The sequence below is a fragment of the Pseudomonas sp. 8209 genome (assembly GCF_028682105.1).
Taxonomy (GTDB): domain Bacteria; phylum Pseudomonadota; class Gammaproteobacteria; order Pseudomonadales; family Pseudomonadaceae; genus Aquipseudomonas; species Aquipseudomonas palmensis.
The window spans coordinates 261,299-278,291 of record NZ_JANIAH010000004.1 but is presented as its reverse complement, the minus strand read 5'-3'; the positions used below and the strand labels follow the sequence as shown (position 1 = coordinate 278,291).

Genomic DNA, 16,993 nt, shown 5'->3' with positions numbered 1-16,993 from the left:
ACGACACGCCGGGGAACCGACCATGAACCAACCGACCCACCTGCCCCTGACGGGCGACCCGGATGCCGGCGCGCTGAGTGCGCGCCAGGCGCTGCTGCTGCTCGACAGCCTGGATGCCGGCGCCGCGCCGCCGCTGGAGCAGCGCCTGCTGGAGGACCTGCGCGATCTGCTGCTGGGCGTGCTGAAGATCGACCCGGCGGACTTTTCGCCCACGCGTGCATTGATGGACTACGGCCTGGACTCCATCGCCTCCACCGAAATCGGCACGCTGTTCACCCAGCGCTTCGGCATCAGCGTGCCACCGACGGTGTTCTTCGAATTCCAGAACCTGCGGAGTTTCTGCGGCTACCTGCTGGCCAACCATCACGGGCAGTTGCTCGAGCATTACGGCGACAGTGCGCCCTTGCCCGCCCCCGCACCGGTTGTGGCTGCGGCGCCACCGATGGCGCAGGTGGTTGCGCCCGTGGCTGCCGGCGCAGTGGCCACACCCGCTACGCAAGGCCCCTTGAGCATCGAGGCGCTGTGGCAACGCTATGAGCACCTCGCCCCCGCTGCCCCGGCGGTGGTCCAGGGCACGCAAGCGAGCAACGAGTACGAGCCCAGCCAGGCCCTGCTCGACGAACAGTTCAGCCTGTGCCAGCAGGCCACGCGGGTGCAGATCCACCGACCCGGCGCGCCGCGCCTGGAATGCGCGACCTATGGCAGCGGCACGCCGGTGTTGATGCTGGGCGGGCTGGTGATGCAGTACGACGTGATGTGGCGCCTGCAACTGCAGGCGCTGGGGCGCGGTCACCGGTTGATCATGCTGCACCTGCCCGGCTGCGGCGAGGCCGAGCTGCCGCCTGCGTTCGACATTGCGCACCTGGTGGCCGATATCGTGGTGCTGCTGGATCAGCTGGGTATCGACCAGCCGCTGCCGGTGATCGGCTATTCGTTCGGCGGCGTGCTGGCCCAGGCCTTTGCCCTGGCCCACCCGCACCGCTGCGCAGGGCTGTGCATCAGCGTCAGTTCGCCGTTCAGCGAAGGCGCGTCGAACTTCCCGGTACTGATGGGCGAGCTGCAGAAAAGCCCGCGCTTCATGACCCTCAACCGCGGCTGGAACATGGCAGCGCTGCCGGCCTACCAGCAGGTGATCGGCGACTTCGACCTGCGCCCGCAGTTGGGCAACCTGCACTGCCCGTGCAGGATCATCTGCGCCAGCGACGATGCCTATCAGCCGCCGGCCTATTCGGCGCTGATCGCCAACGCCGTGCCGCATGCCGAACTGATCGAGGTGCAGGGCGCCGGGCACCTGCTGGGCTTTACCCATCACCAACGCTACAACCAGTTGCTGCTGGAGTTCCTGCACAACCTGCCAACTCCCGAAGGCCCGGCCCGGCGCCCCGTGCCCCCGGTGTTTCAGCCGGCCACCGCGCACACCCTGCAGACGCTGGAAGACTACGTGCGCCAGGGCGAACAGGGCCACTGCGCGATCCTGTCGGCGCCCGCCGCGCAGACCGCCCTGCTGCTCAATCACCTGGCCAAGCGCGGCAAGCGCGAGCCTGCCGATTACCGCAGCTACTTCATGACTTCGCTGGAGGAAGCCCTGGATGCGGCCCTGCGCCTGGCCCGCCACCATGCACGCAACCGCACCCCCGACGGCCAGGGCGAACTGCTGCTGATCGACGACAGCGGCTACTGGGCGCGCTACTTCAACCCGCTGCAGCGCGCCGATGCCAGTGCGCTGGTACCCGGCATCCGGGTGGTGGCGAGCCTTGCCCAGGCGCTGGCCTACCAGCGCCAGCATGGGCCCGAGCAACTGGCGGCGGTGGCCTGCATCCAGGCCGCCGACGCCAACGCCGAGGCCTGCGATGCCTGGCTGCGCGAGCTGGCCGGCAGCGGCATTCTCAGCCTGGTGGTGGAGCCTGCCCGGCAGGCCGGGCACTGGCCGTTGCTGGCGTTGTGCGAAAGCCCCGACCTGATCGTGCTGGGCGAGGGCCTGAGCGGGTTCCAGGCGCCGCTGGGCGCCTGCCTGGTACATGAACGGGTGAAGAACCCGTGGCTGATGACGCCCAACGAAAGCTATGTGCGCCATGTGATGAGCAACTTCGGCCTGCCGTTCAAGCTGGCCTTCGAACACCTGATGGCGCAGTTCGCCGCCGGGCTGAGCGTGGATGAACAACGCGAACTGCGCCGTATCGCCAGCAGCAGCGAAGCGACCTACCAGGCGCACCTGTGCTACGGCAACCGCGGTTACGCGAAGATCGCCCGCATGCACGGCTTCGATGGGCGCTTCCACGAGGCTCGCGGGGTGCGCTCACGGCTGATGCACGATGGCGAACCCTCGCGGGAAATCATCGACTGCTTTGTCAACGTGGGCACCTGCCCGCGCGGCCTCAACCCGCTGGATGTGATCGAGCAGGTCGCGCGCCAGCACGACACCCGGCGCGACTACTGGGGCGAGCTGCAAGGCCTGCTGCAGCACAACACCGGCCTGCCGATGGCGCTGCCGGCCTCCAGCAACGTCACCGCCGTGGAGGCCGCGCTGACCCTCGGCCTGCTGGCGGCCAGGGGCGAACGTCACAAACTGCTGTGCTTGAGCGGCGGGCTGGGGTTCTCGATGCTCAGCGCCGCGGCCTCGCACACGCTGGGCTTCGATATCTTCCGCGCGCCGTTCGAGCCACTGCATGCGCATACAGTGTTCATCGACCCGCTGGCCGAAGACGCCGAGGCGCAGTTGCAGGGCCACCTGCTGAGCGGCGAAATCGCCCTGGTGTGGTTCGAGACGATCCAGGTCGATGCCAATGCCTCGCGCCCGGTGCCGCCCCACCTGATCGCGATGATCGAGCGCCATCGCGACGCCGGCGGCTACCTGGTGGGCATCGACGAAACCCAGACCAACCTGATGACCGGGCGCTTTCTGCACAGCCAGGCACAGGTGCCGCAGCCGGATATCGTGGCACTGGGCAGCGCGCTGTGCGACAGCCTGCTGCCGATGGGCGTGGTGCTGTGCAGCGAGGCCGTGACCCAGGCTGGCGCCCAGCGACAACCGCAGCGCGTGGCCGACCTGCAGGGGCGCGGCATCAGCCAGCTGAGCGCACACCTGGCGCTGAACTGCCTGCAGGCACTGGAGCGCGAGGGTGCGCTGGCCCATGCGCGAACGCAGGGGGAGTACTTCCACCAGCGCCTGCTGGAGCTGCAACGGGCGTTCCCGCTGATTCGCGCAGTGCGCGCCGAGGGCCTGCTGCTGACGGTGGAGCTGGAGCTGGCCGGCACCCCGGCGTTTGTCGAGCGCAGCTTCGGCTACCTGCTGTGGGGCAGCCTGCTGCGCGACCCCGAAGGCGGGGTGGCGGCAGCCGTGTGCCCGATCCACAACCACTGCCTGCGCTACCTGCCGCCGCTGAACATCGACCGCGACAGCATCGACCTGATGGTCGCCAACCTGCGCCGGGCCCTGGCCCGGGGCGTGGACGGCGTGTTGCAGGACTGCGCCGAACACAACCGGCACCTGGGCGATACGCGCACTGCGCAGTTTCTGTCGAGCCTCACCCACCCTAAAAAAAAAGGACCCAACCTGTGACTGAGCACACTCGCGTCAACTCGCCAAGCCACGCCGCACCGGGTGTGGCCGCCATTCGCCCGCTGACCGGGCCAGGCCCCAGGGTGTGCATCGTCGGCGCCGGGGTCGGCGGCCTGTCGATGGCCCGCGCGCTCAAGCGCAAGCACATGGCCTTCGACTGCTTCGACAAGCGCGACCGCATCGGCGGTATCTGGGCCTTCGACCACACGGGCGAGCACACCTCGGTGTGGCACAGCATGAACATGAACACGCCCAAGGGCCTGTACCAGTTCAGCGACTTCCCCATGCCGTCGCATTACCCGGACTTCCCCTCGCACCGCCAGGTGCATGCGTACCTGGACAGCTTCGTCGAGCACTTCGCGCTGCGCGACAGCATTCACCTGGAGTGCCCGGTGCAGCACACCGAGCGCCTGGCCGACGGCACCTGGCGGGTGACCCTGGGCTCGGGCGAAGTACGCCACTACGACGCGCTGGTGGTCGCCAACGGGCACCACAACACGCCCAACCTGCCGGACTACGCAGCCACTGCCCGGATCGACAGCATCCACTCCAAGCACTACCGCTATCGCCACCCCTACCAGGACAAGACCGTGATGGTGGTGGGCGTGGGCAACAGCGGCGCGCAGATTGCCGTGGACGTGAGCCACGATGCACGCATGACCTACCTGTCGCTGCGCCGTGGGGTGTACGTGCTGCCGCACTACCTGTTCGGCATTCGCGTGGACAAGGTGATGGGCCCACTCAACGACTGGTGGGTGAAGAAGCTTCTGCCCTACCCGCTGACCGGGCTGATGTTCACCGGCCTGTACAAGCTGCTGATCGCCAAGCGCAAGCAACTGGGCATGCCCAAGCCCGACCACCTGATGATGTCGAGCCTGCCGACGCTGTCGGAGAACTTCGCCAACCGCGTGGGCGACGGCAAGCTCAAGGTGGTGCCGCAGGTGCAGCGCATCGACGGCAACACCGTGCACTTCGTGGATGGCAGCAGCCTGGAAGTGGACGCGGTGATCTACGCCACGGGCTATCACACCGACTTCCCGTTCTTGCCCCAGAGCCTGTTGCAGATCGAGGAAAACCGCATTCCGCTGTACCAGCGGATCTTTTTGCCCGAGGTGCCGAACCTTGCCTTCATCGGCGTGTTCCAGGCCGTGACCTGGGGCTTTCTGGACATGATGGAGCGCCAGGCCGAGGTGGCCGCCGACTACTTTGCCGGTGCGTACCAGCGCCCCGGGGCCGAGGCCGAGCGCGCGCACATTGCCGCCGAGCGCAAGGTGATCGAGCGCGAGTTCCTGGCCACCCCACGCAACAACTACGAGATGCACGGCCCCACCTACCTGCACTACCTGGCCAAGGAGCTGCGCCAGGGTCGCGAGCGGGCCCAGGCCGGCAATCGCCAGAGCCCGTTGCTGAGCATCGCCCACACCTATGACGCCAGCAGCGCCGCACACCACGTCCAAGAGCGGGAGCCGGTCTCATGCCCGTCGTGACGCCGGTCGCCGTGGTCGGCATGAGCGCTCGCCTGCCGGGGGCGCCAGACCTGCGCGCGTTCTGGCAGCTGTTGCGCGAAGGCCGCGATGCGGTCGGCCAGGTGCCGGCCGAGCGCTGGAACTGGCGCGACCACGACAGCACGCTGAACCCCGGGGAAGAGACCACCTACTGCCAGCGCGGCGGCTTCATGCCCTGGGTCGACCGCTTCGACGGGCGCTTCTTCGGCATTCTGCCCCGCGAAGCGCAAGGCATGGACCCGCAGCAACGGCTGTTCTTGCAGGCGGCCTGGGCGGCGCTGGAAGATGCCGGCTATGCGCAGGGCCAGTTGGCCAAACGGCGGGTGGGGGTGTTCGTGGGCGTGGGCCATGCCGACTACCCCACGCTGATGCGCCGCGACGGCGTGCCCAGTGATGCCTGGCGCGGCACCGGCATTGCGCTGACGGCCATCGCCAACCGGGTGTCGTACTGCCTGGACCTGCACGGCCCCAGCGAGGCCATCGACACCGCCTGCTCCAGCTCGCTGGTGGCACTGCACCGTGCCCGGCAGGCACTGCAGGACGGTGAATGCGAGCTGGCGATCGTGGGCGGGGTCAACCTGCTGCTGGGGCCTGAGCTGTTCATCGCCTTCGGCAAGGCCGGCATGCTCAGCCATGCCGGACATTGCCAGACCTTCGCTGCCAGTGCCGACGGCTATGTGCGCGGCGAAGGGGTGGCCGCGCTGGTGCTTGCGCCGCTGGCGGCAGCCCAGGCCAACGGCGACTTCATCTACGGCCAGGTGTGCGCCAGCGCGCAGAACCACGGCGGCCGTGCCCACAGTTTTACCGCGCCCAACCCCAAGGCGCAGACCGAGGTGATCACCCGGGCCTGGCAGCAGAGCGGCCATTGCCCCAGCCAGGCGCGGATGATCGAGACCCACGGCACCGGCACGCCGCTGGGTGACCCGATTGAAATCAACGCGCTGAAGAACGCCCTGCCCATGACCGAGGCCGGCACGCCCATCGCACTGGGCGCGCTCAAGAGCCAGATCGGCCACCTGGAAGCCGCGGCCGGGATTGCCTCGGTGATCAAGAGCCTGCTGTGCCTGCAGCATCGCCAGGTGGTGGGCAACCTGCACCATGACGCGCTCAACCCGCAGATCGAGCTGGCGGGCAGCCCGTTCTATCTGCCCGATGCCACGCATTCCATGGGCGAACAAGATGCACCGCTGCTGGCCGGGGTGAGTGCGTTCGGGTTTGGCGGGGTGAATGCGCATGTGGTGCTCAAGGCTGCCGACAGGGGGAGCGACAGCCCTGGCGTGCCCGACGGCCAGCCGTATCTGGTGCTGCTGTCGGCCAAGGATGAAGACGGCCTGCGCGCCCGTGCGCGGCAGTTGCTGGCGGCCTTTGGCGAGCCCTTGCCCGATGCCGGCGGCGCGCTGCGCCAGGCGCTGGACGAACGTCTGCGCGACCTGCTGGGGCTGATGCCAGGCAACGGTGTGGCCACCCGGCTTGCCGAACTGAAGATGGACGCCGAGGATTTTGTAGGTTGCCTGGAGCAGGCGCTGGACGCCCTGCAACTGGACGTACCCATCGATGCATGGCGCGGTGCGGTAAGCCTTGAAGAGGTGGTGGAGCGGCTGGTGGGCGAAGCGGCGGTGCAGCCTGAAGAGGCGGCACGGCTGGAGAGCTTGAATGCGTTGCCGGGCGACCTGTCGGCCAGCCTTGCGGCCATCGCCCGCAGCCTGCAGGAGGGGCGCGATGCGATGGTGCGGCGGCTGGCGGTGGTGGTCGATAGTCGCGAGGCGTTGTTCGAACAGCTGCGGGCGTATCTGGGGTCGTCTGATTGCCCCTCGGATACCCGGTGGCACAGCGCTGATGGGCTGACCGCCAAACCGGCGCCGGAGGCTGGCAGTGGCCGGGCCGACCGCGCACTGCTCGAGCACTGGGCTGCGCATTGGGTGGCCGGCAAAGTGCCGAGCCCGGGCTGGGCCACGTTGTATGGCGACGAACCGCGGCCACACAAGTATCCCTTGCCGGCCTACCCTTGGCGGCTGGAGCGGGTGTGGTACAGCGCAGCCGTCGCAGCACCTGCGCCGGCCACGCCGGCACAGGCGTGGCTCGACTGCTGGGCGCCTGGCGCGGCGCTGCCGGGTTCATGCATGGCGCTGGCCGCCCTGGTGGACCATGTGGCCCAGCCAAGCAGCGTGCTGCACTGGCACGATGTGTGTTTTGGCCCGCCGGTTACCCTTGCGGCAAGCGACACGCTGCACTTTACCCGCGCCCCACGGCATTGGCAGGTGAGTGTGAACGGGCAGGTGCTGCTGCAGGTCGAGACCGCGGCTGCGGCTGCTGCCGCGCCGGTATTGCAGGCGTTGCCCGTCACGGCAGAGTGTGTGCAGGCGACACTGCCTCAGGGCCTGGACGGCTACCAGCTGTGGGCTGCGCTGTTGACCCACCTGAGCACGGCGGCGGGCACCAGCCTGCCCTATCGCATTCGCACGCTGACGCTTGATCCCCAGGCGTTGCGAGACGCGCGGCAGCTGAGTGTCGAGCGCCAGGGCATGACCTTCGATGTGGCCCTGTGCACGGCCGATGGCCGCTGCGCATTGCGCCTGGAGGGCATGCAGATGCGCGTCTTCGACCTTGTGCGCCAGCAGGTGAGCGCATGAAGGCGTGGCTGTTTCAGGGCCAGGGCAGCCAGCGCAAGGGCATGGGCGCGGCGTTGTTCGCGCGTTTTCCCGCGCTGGTGGCCGAAGCCGATGCGGTGCTGGGTTACTCGATCGAGCGTCTGTGCCTGGAAGACCCCGAGCAGCAGTTGAACCTCACCACCTTCACCCAGCCGGCCATCTATGTAGTGTCGTGGCTTGGCTACCTGGCGGCACGTGAGGATGGCGTCGTTGCCAGCGTTGCGGCCGGGCACAGCGTGGGTGAGTACGCGGCGCTGACCGCTGCCGGCGCGCTGGACTTCAGCCTGGGCCTGCGCATCGTCATCGAGCGGGCGCGGTTGATGGCCCAGGTGCAGGGCGGCGGGCTGGTGGCGGTGCTAGGCCAGGATCGGCAGCGGGTGCAGGCACTGCTGGACGAACGGCCGGATGCAGGCCTGGCCATCGCCAATATCAACAGCCCCACACAGATCATCGTAGGGGGCACGCTGGCAGCCCTTGAACAGTTGCTGGAGCACTGCACAGCGCAGGGGATTCGGGCCATTGCGCTGAAGGTGAGCGGGCCCTTTCATACCGCGCACATGGCCGCTGTGGAGCAACCGTTTCGGGACTTTCTGCATCGCATGAGCGGAGCGTTTCGCGAACCGGCATTCCCGGTGATCGCCAACGTGCACGCGCGCCCGCATACCCGCGACGGGCTGGTGGAGGCACTGTCCACACACCTGACGCACCCGGTGCAATGGCAGCAGGTGATCGAGCGGATGCTGGCCGAGGGCGTCGAGGATTTTATCGAGATCGGCCAGCCTGCGATTCTGGGTGGGATGCTCAAGGCTATTCGTGAGCAGCCTGCCGTTGAGCGGTCGAATGCCCCTGCGCGCCCTGTGCTGGTGATTGCGCCTGACGTTCCCGCACTGCTGAGCGAACTGGCGCGCCACGGGGCCATGGGGCTGATCGACAGTCACGGCCTGGACAAGAATCAGTTGAAGGCCCGTGTGTTGCGCCTGAATGCCGAGCCGCAGGTGGGCGGCCGTTTCGGTATCCGCCTGCATGGCCGCGCTGATCCGGCACTGATTGATTGGCTGGCGGACCAGACACTGGCCTGCATCGAGGTGCCGGCCCACTGGCAGCCCCTGCGTGAGCGCTGCCCTGGGGTGCGGTGGCAGGTGCGGGTCGAGTGCATCGATGAGCTGGAGGCTGACGCCGATGCGCTGGTGATTGCTGCCGATACACACCTGCCCCTGCTGCTGGCAGCGCTGGCCCGGCGCAAGCCTTGCGGGCCGAAGATCGGCGCCAGCGGCCTGATCGGCAGCCCTGCCAGCGCCCAGGCGATGTTCGATATGGGGGTGGATTTCGTGGTGTGCGGCAGCGTGTTTCTGCTGGGCAGCGAGGCCGGCCTGCCCGTCGAGCGTCAGCAACAGCTTGCCGGCATGACACAGTCCGAGCATCGCCCGTTGACGGACTGGCGCTACCCCGAGTTCGCCAGCCGCACGCCCGGCTATGTGCTCGACAGGTTGCGCAACGAACAGGCCGAGGCGTTGCAGGCCTTCTACCTCAGCGACAGCGGCAGCGATCAGGCCGCGCTGCGCGACCGCCTTGGCGACGCTGCCAACCCCGCGACCCAAGCCACCTGCGCACGCCGCGCACTGCAGGCCCACATGCTCGCCGGCCTCAACCAATGGCAACAGCCGGGCGATGCCTCGCTGTGGCTGTTCAATCACTGGCGCCAGCGCTGCCGGCCCGAGCTGCCCATTCCCATGCCCACGGAGCAATTGCTCAACCTGCTCTGCCCTCCCCTCTGCCCTTCAAGGACAACGCCATGACCCTGGTCGAGACGCTGCAAACGCGCATCAGCGAATTCATCTGCTGTGAAATGGACCTGCCGCCCGAGGACATCGACCTGGATACGCCCCTGGGTGCGTTCGGGCTCGGCTCGCTGGCGGGCATGAAACTGATCGGCAGCCTGGAGCAGCAGTTTGGCTTGCGCCTGTCGCCGACCCTGGTGTTCGAGCACCCGACCATCGCCGAATTGGCCCTCGCCATCGCGGCGATTGCCGCCCGTGGGGAGGCCGCGCATGTTTGACAAGAGCTGCCTGAGCCCACAGGAACTGGCCAGTGCAACCGGCCTGCTGGCGGTGCACGATAGCCTGGCGCTGCGCGCCTGGGTGCACCCGCACAAGGTGCTGTTCACCCTGCTCGACGACCAGGGGGAAGAACAGCAGCAGGTCAGCTACCAGCAGTTGCTGGGGCGGGCCAACGCCATCGCCCGCCAGTTGCAGGCCGTGAGTGAGCCGGGTGATCGCGTGGCGCTGTTCTTCCCGCAGGGCCTGGACTTTATCGCAAGCTTTCTGGCCTGCCTGATCGCCGACCGCATCGCCGTCCCCGTCAACCTGCCGAACCGGCGCCGGGTGGAGCGTTGCCTGAGCATTCTGCATGACAGCGGCAGCCGCCTGCTGCTGGTGGCCGCAAGCGAACAGGCAATGCTGCAGCAGGCATTTTCCGGCACCCCGGCGGCGGCGCTGGCGATGCTGAGCCCTACCGACGATTGCGACACACCGCTGGCGTTCGCCCGGCCTGCGGAGCGTGACCCACAGCGCGTCGCCTTTTTGCAGTACACCTCCGGCTCCACCTCGGCGCCCAAGGGCGTGAGGGTGAGCCACGCCAACATCACCGCCAACCTGCGCATGATGCGCGACAGCTGGGCGCTGGACCACACCAGCGACTTCGTCACCTGGCAGCCGCACCACCATGACATGGGCCTGATACTCGGGCAGCTGCTGCCCATCGTGCTGGGCAACCACACGGTGATCATGGCGCCGGCGACCTTCGTGCGCCAGCCGCTGATCTGGCTGCAGGCCATTGCGCGGTACAAGGCGCGGTTGGCCGGGGGGCCGAACTTTGCCTACAACCTGGCGGTGGAGCGTTACGACGCCGAACGCCTGCAGGGCCTGGACCTGTCCCACTGGACCCACGCCCTCAACGGCGCCGACGTGGTTCGCCCGGCAAGCCTTGCGCGCTTTGCGCAGCAGTATGCGGGGCATGGCTTCAGGGCCAGCGCGTTTGTGCCGTGCTATGGGCTGGCGGAGGCAACGCTGTTCGTGAGCGGTGGGCCGCAGGGGCGGCCGGTATGCTCGGTGGTGGTGCCCGTGGATGCGGGGGCACCGCAGGAGCTGGTGGGGTGTGGCGAGCCTTCGTGGGAGGTGGAAATCGCGATCGTCGACCCGGCCAGCCGACAACGCTGCACGCCTGGGCGCATCGGCGAAATCTGGCTACGCGGGCCGAGCATTGCACAGGGCTATTGGCAGAACCCGGCGGCGACCGAGGCGGGTTTCAAAGCGCGGATCGACGATGGCAGCCCCCTGGATTACCTGCGCACCGGCGACCTGGGTTTTGTCGGCCCCGACGACCGCCAGCTGTACGTGTGTGGCCGGCTCAAGGACCTGATCATCTGCGAGGGCCGCAACCTGCACCCCGAAGACATCGAGTACACCGTGATCGAAGCCCTGGACGAGGTGCGCCCGCAGAGTTGCGCGGTATTCAGCCACGACAACGAGCAGCAGCGCCAGACCCTGGTGGCGGCCATCGAACTGAACCGCGAGATCAAGCGCTGGCTGCAGGACAACCCGCGTCAGCTCAAGGCGGTGGTGCGCAGCGCGGTGGTGGACCAGTACGGCATCACCCTCAACCGCATCGTGTTCGTGCAGCCCACCAGCATGCACAAAACCACCAGCGGCAAGATCCAGCGCGCGAAGATGCGCCAGCTGTACCTGGCGAGCGAGCTGGACCTGTTCGATGAGACCCGCTGAGCCGCTGGTGCAGTGGCTGGCAGACGCCGAAGCGCCGGTCAGCCTGGTCTGCTTTCACTGCGCGGGCGGCAGCGCGCAGAGCTTCTTTGCGTGGAAGCAGGCGGCGGCTGGGGTATGCGAGTTGTACGCCGTGGAGCTGCCGGGGCGCAGCCGGCGCTTGCGCGAGCCGTTCGCCCGCTCGGTAGCGGAGGTGGCCGCGGCGTTTGCCGAGCAGTGCCAGGCGTTGCCCGACAAGCCGCTGGTGCTGTTCGGGCACAGCCTGGGCGCCCTGCTCGCCTACGAGACTGCGCGGGTGTTGCTGGCGCAGGGGGTGCGCAAGCCCGTGCACCTGCTGGTGTCTTCTCGCCAGAGCCCGGACTGGCTGCCCGTGTGCGCTGGCCTGCCAGCACTCAATGACCAGGCCTTGCGCGATTACCTGGCGAACCTTGCCGGCACGCCACGGGAGGTGCTGGCGAACCAGGCGATGATGGACCTGGCGGTGCCGATACTGCAGGCCGACCTGGAGTTGATTCTGGGGTATCGCCACACGCATGTGCGCGGCCTGGACATCCCGGTGGATGCGTTTGGCGGTATGGGTGACGAGCAGGTGCGCTTTGAATCGCTGGGTTGTTGGCAGCGCGTGACCGAGGGTGGTTTCAGCCTGCGCATGATCGAGGGCGGGCACTTTGCGGTGATGCAGCAGCCGCAGGTGGTGATGGCCCGGGTGCGGGTGATCGGTGACGGCCTTGCAGCGGCCGAGGGGCAGCATCGGCGCCCTTCGCCCGCTGCTGTGCGGGGTGGCTAGTCGGTGAGCATGGCGTGAGCCACGTCCTCGACCAGGGCTTTTGACATGCCGCTGAGGCAGTGCGCGGCCCAGATCAGCGAGGTGTCCTGCTGGGTGCCGGCTTGCAGGGTGAGCCTATACACGCAGCTCATCAGCGCGGCGGCTTGCTCCAGCGCGAACTGCGCATTGTGGCCGGGTTGCACGCGGAACAGCCGGTCGGCGTTGGAGGCTGCTTCGCCTTCGCCGAAGGTGCCGACGCCGATGGTTTTGACCGCGTTTGTGGCGGGTGCAATCGAATCCTTGTCCATCCAAAATGCTCCTGCAGCGTTGCCAATTTCAGGAGGTGTGGGGGCTCTACAGGCGCCGCATAACCTTGTAGGAGCTGGCCTTGCCAGCGAATGCAGACACCGCCGTAGCCGAATGCACACCACAAAACCCTGTAGGAGCGGGCTTGACCCGCGAACGACCGCAACGCGGTCGCATAGCACCCAAGCCCCCTACTACCTCATCAGTGAACAGCCTGAACCCGACTCAACGCCACCTCCACCAACCCCCGCGCGTGCTCTATCTCATGCACGGCCGCCAGGCTGAGCATCTGCTGGGGGGCTTGGGAGTGAAGTAGCACCGCGTGCTGCGACACGGTCTGTGCGCAGAGCAGGTATTCGGAGAGTTGAATGAGGATGTCTTCGAGGGTTTGGGGGGTGTGGTGGGGTGGGTCTGGGACGATCTTGAGCATGATGAACCTCTAGAGTCGATGAGGCTGCTACAGACCTGCTGTCAAACAAGAAGGTGGCAGCGGTACGCGGGTTGACAGACCGAGGACTCTAGAACTCGGCGCACACGAGTGTGCCCCACGTACAGCCGCCATAAAGGGTGCACGTGCGCCAAGAGTCAGGGACGGCCTGTCAAAGCCGGTCGTTGATGAGCAACGACGCTGAGGAGACTAGAGCGCTGACAGGGCCGGCGCAATGGCTGGCGTGCGGCGGGAGTATGATTGGGAAAGAGACTACAGGGAATAGGGAAAGGCTGAGGTTTGGATGTAACGGATTGCAAATTCGTTGTGAGAAATGCGCTTTAGCAGGACTTTAGTTCGCTGGTTGATAGGCCAGGATCGCCTTCGCCAGTTGCATCTCGTCCTCAGTAGTTACCGTGCTTGCGGGCCGCAGCGCTGACAAAGCAGCTTGCAGCTCCACGCCCAGAATGGCGCCGTCGCTTGCCACGTAGGCCGCCGCGTCATTGCGGGCGTCTACGATTTTTTTATCCTGGCTTTTGCTGCTATTTCGGCTGCTGGCTTGCGCGTCCTCGGTCAGGGTCACGGGAAACAGCGTCACGGCCAGAGACGAGGTAACGATTACTCCGAGGAACGTGGGTTCTACGGCGCGTCCATCCCCCGCCAAGGCGGGCAGAGAGCAGGAAAAACCGAGCACTATTGCCGCTAGTAAATGACGCACCTACTCGCTCCATGCGTTAGACCGATCATCAAAATCGAAATGTGCGCGCATTCTGGCGGAGTATCGCCTGGAGGAGAAGTGCTACTCACAAATGCCGAGCTCGGCATTTGCTGGGAAGTCCGGTATGACTTGCCCGTCGAGACCTGTCTTCAGTAAATACCCGTCTTCCGCCGGCTGGCGCATTGCCAGTCGGTGTGCTATCCCTCAGAGACCACATCGATGATCAATGAGGGCATTTATGAAGCTTTTGGCATCATTTCTTCCCGCAATATCTTTGTTGGCCGTACCCCAGGCTTTTGCGCTCGACAGTGTTTGCGATGCAATTCTTAAACACGGAATATACGACAAGGAGAACGTCTTAGACTTCCAGCACAAATACAATCTCTCGAAAGATGTAATTTGTAACTCCGAGGCCAGATCAAGCAACTATGACGGCAGCCTCAACTACAACACTATAACCGGCTCTGCAAGCTCAAATCAGTCGTACTCCAGCAGTTACTGCTCATCGGATTATGATGAAGCCTTATCTAACACCCTCTACAAGAAAATCGCCCAAAAAGCCAGCAACGTGATTGCCAACACTTGGTCTGAATGTATTAGACAAAACAGCTCTGGCGTCAGTCATTATATACAGCCATCTCAAGACCCAAAACGTTTTATTTATCATATCCAGTATTCACCCGGGGGTGAAAAAGGCTTCACAGAAGTTCGCCAGTGGGCAATATCACCCAGTTCAGATGTCAATTGCCAGGGCGATATACCGAAAGCAGGAGACCAGATTACCGCGTCGGGATTTTCATTAATTTGCACTAGAAGGGAAGCTGACCTTGCTGTAATAGTTGTGGCCACTACTACAGAAGGCGGTAAAAATTTGAAATCTGTTGAGCTTCCTCCATACGTTTCTTCACCCGTTCCCGTACCAGAGCCCGAGCCCCCCACACCACCCACTGGGGTTGTCGATGTGACTGCCATTTGGCCTGCGACCGGTAAAAGCGCAGCTCAAAAATGCAGCACGCTTGGAGAAGGATGGTCTTCTTTCTCATTTGATGGAAAATCAGATATTGCTTATTGCAAAAAAACCGGAACATCCAACAGATACATAACAGACTTCAAAGGGTACAACACCGCCAACTCAAACCTACCTTGCTCCAATACATTTGGGAATGACTGGGAGCGGGTCATTTGGGACGGAAAGTCCAAAACGCTAATATGCAAACAAGTCAGGAGTCTAGCTATTATAAATACCGGCCAAGCAAGTTACTTGAAGGACATCGGCTCTGCATGGCCTCATGAGTGCCCACCTACTCAAGGGCGCCTCTACAAAATTAACTATTCGCAAATATCTTTCTGTGGCACGTGGGCAAAGCAGTAAACTTAAGGCCGCTGGAGCATCTCCAGGGGCCTCCAGATAATATCCCGCTATCTTTAATCAGGCACTCTTACAAAAACTGCCTATTAACGAACTCAGCATTTCATGCATAGAATGGCTATCTGGTATTTGAACTAGCCGCCCCTTACTATGAGCGTTTCCTGCTTTCCGGCGGGGGCGACGCTGTCTGCCAACGCAGTTAACTCAAAAGGATCCTTGAAGAGCTCGGGCTCCTAAACCCCAGATTCACGCGCCGGACAGTAGCTAACAGCTAAGCCCGAGGCAACCGCCTCGCAGAAGGAAATCAATCACTGAAAGCGTTGTGCTTTGTTTGTGTCCTGAAACCAGGGCACAAAAATCACGCACATGAAAAAGGCCATCCCTTTCGGAAATGGCCTTACTCACTGAATATATGGTCGGGACGGAGTGATTCGAACACTCGACCCCTTGCAGCTCATGCGTGCAGCAGGCCATAACCCCCTGTAAACGTTGGATTAACCTCAGCGCTCGCTGCAATCGACTGCTCATAGGTGTTTTCAAGCGTTGCCAAGAGTCACGCAAATCTCACGCAGGCTTCCTGCGCCTCCACCGGCGTTCTGCCGACCGTTTCCCTTCCTTTATATGGCTACTCACCCTTTCGACGCATGCCATCGACCACAGCCTCACAGGCCAGACCAGCTATTCGACTTCGCTCAAGCGCTGCCGAGCAGCTTCCCGCCATTCGATCAGCGTCTTCAAGCAATCCCCCGAGCACCACGACGGCAGAGGTTCCTGCTTGGCGCTGCTGGGCAGCGATGGCATTGCAGGTGGCTGAATGTCCGGCGCGCAGCCGGCTGATTTCTCCGCGCAGCCCACCAGCAGCAGACTCGGCAGCAGCAGCGCGATCCGCCGCCAGTTCAAGCTGTTTCCTCGCATTGCTCTCCTCCTCATCCACCACCGCCTGCCGGCGAAGTTCTTCTTTTCTGGCCACCTGCTCAGCCAGGGCCCAGGCCTGCTTGTCACTGGCATCGCGCGCAGCCCACCTGCCCTGCCACTCGGCGTCCATCGTCGTACGCCCATGCTCATAGGCACCCCAGTACAACACCAGAACCAGGGCAAGACACACCGCCGCGCCGGCGGTACGCCACCCGATCACGCCAACACCTTCAGTGCCCGCTCGTACAGAGCCACCCGATCAGCCTGGCCATTGAGTCCGCCGTTGGTCTTGCGGGTGATAGCCTCGAACTTTCCGGCGTCCGCCAGCTCGCTCAGTCCGTTCTGCGACCACCACCACGCGGCCGACTGGCAGGCAAATTCAGGCTGCTCCAGAAGCTCAGGCTTATCGATCAGGGGCAGGCCCAGCCCATCAGCGGTGGCGCGGTAGTTCGCCCGGCCGGTGAGCTGGATCAGCCCGCGGCCCCGGTACCGCCAACCAGCGCCCGATGACTCGGGGCCATTCGCCATGCGATCGGCATATACCTTGTTCGCGATCTTCTCAGGTTGCCGGGCATAGGCGGCGCTCGACAGCGCAGTGAACCGGGTGGGCCAGGTCCGTGCCAGCGCATCGGCGCGGTAGTTCAGGTTCTCCACCAGGTTGCGCATCTGGCCGGATTCATGGCCGACTTGGGCAAGAAACGCCGCAGTGCGCAGCCTGCTGTTGATCTTGAAGCGAGCCATCGCACGGTTTAGTGCAGGCAAAAAAATGCCCGCGACTTGGCGAGCATTGGGGAGGATCTGCAGCAACTGCTGCTCGGTGATGGGCATGGTTTCTCCAGGCAATAAAAAACCCGCTCAAGGCGTGTATCGGCATTGAGCTGTGGTCAGGTCGGCCTTGCGGGCCGCCGCCCGATGTCAGGGGCCCTATTGCCCTTCCGTCCAAGCCCGCCAGGGCATCGGGAAGGGCCCACAACATCTGCTGCTCTGAAATATTCATAATCGTC

13 protein-coding genes are annotated in these 16,993 nt (G+C 64.8%); 8 read left to right on the top strand and 5 right to left on the bottom strand.

Annotated elements, in window-relative coordinates:
* Positions 1-22: 22 nt before the first annotated feature.
* Genes NP552_RS10505 through NP552_RS10475 form a run of 7 tightly spaced genes read left to right on the top strand, consistent with a single transcriptional unit; the run spans position 23 to position 12,275 of the window.
* Positions 23-3,559: an alpha/beta fold hydrolase gene (locus NP552_RS10505; RefSeq protein WP_274096706.1), complete on the top strand. Its 3,537-nt coding sequence runs from the start codon at positions 23-25 to the stop codon at positions 3,557-3,559.
* The gene (locus NP552_RS10500; protein ID WP_274096705.1) at positions 3,556-5,046 is read left to right on the top strand and encodes a flavin-containing monooxygenase; all 1,491 of its coding nucleotides are present in this window, start codon (positions 3,556-3,558) and stop codon (positions 5,044-5,046) included. The genes NP552_RS10505 and NP552_RS10500 overlap by 4 nt, the downstream gene beginning before the upstream one ends.
* On the top strand, positions 5,034-7,694 hold the full coding sequence (locus NP552_RS10495) for a beta-ketoacyl synthase N-terminal-like domain-containing protein (RefSeq protein WP_274096704.1): 2,661 nt from the start codon (positions 5,034-5,036) through the stop codon (positions 7,692-7,694). The genes NP552_RS10500 and NP552_RS10495 overlap by 13 nt, the downstream gene beginning before the upstream one ends.
* Complete coding sequence (gene fabD, locus NP552_RS10490; RefSeq protein ID WP_274096703.1) at positions 7,691-9,508, top strand: ACP S-malonyltransferase; 1,818 nt, start codon at positions 7,691-7,693, stop codon at positions 9,506-9,508. The genes NP552_RS10495 and fabD overlap by 4 nt, the downstream gene beginning before the upstream one ends.
* Entirely contained in the window at positions 9,505-9,768 is a 264-nt protein-coding gene (locus NP552_RS10485; protein ID WP_043860793.1) for an acyl carrier protein, read from the top strand. Before fabD ends, NP552_RS10485 begins: the two co-directional genes overlap by 4 nt.
* Entirely contained in the window at positions 9,761-11,491 is a 1,731-nt protein-coding gene (locus tag NP552_RS10480) for a fatty acyl-AMP ligase (RefSeq protein ID WP_274096702.1), read from the top strand. The genes NP552_RS10485 and NP552_RS10480 overlap by 8 nt, the downstream gene beginning before the upstream one ends.
* Positions 11,478-12,275 (top strand): thioesterase II family protein, encoded by a 798-nt coding sequence (locus NP552_RS10475; RefSeq protein ID WP_054915175.1) that lies wholly within the window; start codon positions 11,478-11,480, stop codon positions 12,273-12,275. The genes NP552_RS10480 and NP552_RS10475 overlap by 14 nt, the downstream gene beginning before the upstream one ends.
* Here NP552_RS10475 and NP552_RS10470 read toward each other — a convergent pair.
* The 3 genes from NP552_RS10470 to NP552_RS10460 all read right to left on the bottom strand — a co-directional run bounded on the left by NP552_RS10470 (position 12,272) and on the right by NP552_RS10460 (position 13,705).
* The gene (locus NP552_RS10470) at positions 12,272-12,562 is read right to left on the bottom strand and encodes a DUF3077 domain-containing protein (protein WP_196932473.1); all 291 of its coding nucleotides are present in this window, start codon (positions 12,560-12,562) and stop codon (positions 12,272-12,274) included. The two genes, NP552_RS10475 and NP552_RS10470, sit on opposite strands and share 4 nt — an antisense overlap.
* 200 nt (positions 12,563-12,762) lie before the next feature.
* Entirely contained in the window at positions 12,763-12,990 is a 228-nt protein-coding gene (locus NP552_RS10465; RefSeq protein WP_078481922.1) for a hypothetical protein, read from the bottom strand.
* A gap of 349 nt (positions 12,991-13,339) precedes the next feature.
* Positions 13,340-13,705, bottom strand: a complete 366-nt coding sequence (locus NP552_RS10460) for a DUF2388 domain-containing protein (RefSeq protein ID WP_274096701.1) — start codon at positions 13,703-13,705, stop codon at positions 13,340-13,342.
* A gap of 238 nt (positions 13,706-13,943) precedes the next feature.
* Here NP552_RS10460 and NP552_RS10455 point away from each other — a divergent pair, with 238 nt between their 5' ends.
* Positions 13,944-15,077, top strand: coding sequence for a hypothetical protein (locus tag NP552_RS10455; protein WP_258659416.1), 1,134 nt, complete (start codon positions 13,944-13,946; stop codon positions 15,075-15,077).
* 622 nt (positions 15,078-15,699) lie between these two features.
* Here the strand turns inward: NP552_RS10455 and NP552_RS10450 are convergent.
* Both NP552_RS10450 and NP552_RS10445 read right to left on the bottom strand, forming a co-directional pair.
* Positions 15,700-16,209, bottom strand: a complete 510-nt coding sequence (locus tag NP552_RS10450) for a DUF2514 domain-containing protein (RefSeq protein ID WP_258659417.1) — start codon at positions 16,207-16,209, stop codon at positions 15,700-15,702.
* Positions 16,206-16,817, bottom strand: a complete 612-nt coding sequence (locus NP552_RS10445; RefSeq protein ID WP_274096700.1) for a glycoside hydrolase family 19 protein — start codon at positions 16,815-16,817, stop codon at positions 16,206-16,208. The genes NP552_RS10450 and NP552_RS10445 overlap by 4 nt, the downstream gene beginning before the upstream one ends.
* Positions 16,818-16,993 lie beyond the last annotated feature (176 nt).

Coding starts and splice junctions, on each gene's coding strand:
- NP552_RS10470 (WP_196932473.1), bottom strand. CDS start 12,562: ATGGACAAGGATTCGATTGCACCCGCCACAAACGCGGTCAAAACCATC.
- NP552_RS10485 (WP_043860793.1), top strand. CDS start 9,505: ATGACCCTGGTCGAGACGCTGCAAACGCGCATCAGCGAATTCATCTGC.
- NP552_RS10475 (WP_054915175.1), top strand. CDS start 11,478: ATGAGACCCGCTGAGCCGCTGGTGCAGTGGCTGGCAGACGCCGAAGCG.
- NP552_RS10480 (WP_274096702.1), top strand. CDS start 9,761: ATGTTTGACAAGAGCTGCCTGAGCCCACAGGAACTGGCCAGTGCAACC.
- NP552_RS10495 (WP_274096704.1), top strand. CDS start 5,034: ATGCCCGTCGTGACGCCGGTCGCCGTGGTCGGCATGAGCGCTCGCCTG.
- NP552_RS10445 (WP_274096700.1), bottom strand. CDS start 16,817: ATGCCCATCACCGAGCAGCAGTTGCTGCAGATCCTCCCCAATGCTCGC.
- fabD (WP_274096703.1), top strand. CDS start 7,691: ATGAAGGCGTGGCTGTTTCAGGGCCAGGGCAGCCAGCGCAAGGGCATG.
- NP552_RS10455 (WP_258659416.1), top strand. CDS start 13,944: ATGAAGCTTTTGGCATCATTTCTTCCCGCAATATCTTTGTTGGCCGTA.
- NP552_RS10465 (WP_078481922.1), bottom strand. CDS start 12,990: ATGCTCAAGATCGTCCCAGACCCACCCCACCACACCCCCCAAACCCTC.
- NP552_RS10505 (WP_274096706.1), top strand. CDS start 23: ATGAACCAACCGACCCACCTGCCCCTGACGGGCGACCCGGATGCCGGC.